Origin of the sequence: Actinotalea sp. C106 (assembly GCF_023630195.1) — a bacterium.
Classification (GTDB): Bacteria; Actinomycetota; Actinomycetes; order Actinomycetales; family Cellulomonadaceae; genus Actinotalea.
This window is the reverse complement of record NZ_JALPKN010000600.1, coordinates 1-695: the sequence shown is the minus strand read 5'-3', so window position 1 is coordinate 695 and position 695 is coordinate 1. Positions and strand designations below refer to the sequence as shown.

The following is a 695-nucleotide window of genomic DNA, read 5'->3' as shown; positions in this document are numbered from 1 at the left end:
GGCACCGCGCGGAAGCGCTGCGCCGGTTGCACGAGGAGGGCTGCCCGCTGCGCGGCGGTGCTGGTCGGGACGCGGTGGGGGAGCGGGCGGACCTGCGCGGGGCGCGCTGGTCACCGCCGCTCCTCAGCCCAGGGCGCGACCTCAGCCCAGGGCGCGACGCGAGCTGATGACCCCGGTGTTGAACCCGGCGAGGTGCAGGCCGCCGTGGAAGCGGGCGTGCTCGATCTTGACGCACCGGTCCATGACGACCTCGAGCCCGGCGGCCTCGGCCCTCCGGGCGACCTCTTCGTGCCAGGAGCCCAGCTGCAGCCAGAGGGTGCGGGCACCCACGGCGAGGGTCTCGTCGAGCACGGTGGGCAGGTCGTCGTGGCGACGGAACACGTCGACCAGGTCGGGGACCACGGGTAGCGCCTCGAGGGACGGGTAGACCGGACGGCCCAGGATCTCGGTGGCCCGCGGGTTGACGAAGTAGACGTCGTACGGTGATGAGGACAGCAGGTACGTCGCGACGAAGTAGCTCGCCCGGGACGCGTTGGCCGAGGCCCCGACGATCGCGATCGAGCGCGTGCGGCGCAGGATCTCAAGGCGCGCGGGGGCGGTCGGGCCGGTCCACGTGCGGGCCGGTGGCGCGTCGCCAGCTGCCCCTGAGGGCCCGGCAGCGCTGGTCGTGGGTGCCCCGGGCAGGGCGCAGGTCT

1 protein-coding gene is annotated in these 695 nt (G+C 74.5%); it reads right to left on the bottom strand.

The features are described 5' to 3' along the window. Positions 1–141 precede the first annotated feature (141 nt). Positions 142–579, bottom strand: coding sequence for a CoA-binding protein (locus L0B03_RS18725; protein ID WP_250448616.1), 438 nt, complete (start codon positions 577–579; stop codon positions 142–144). Positions 580–695: the final 116 nt, after the last annotated feature.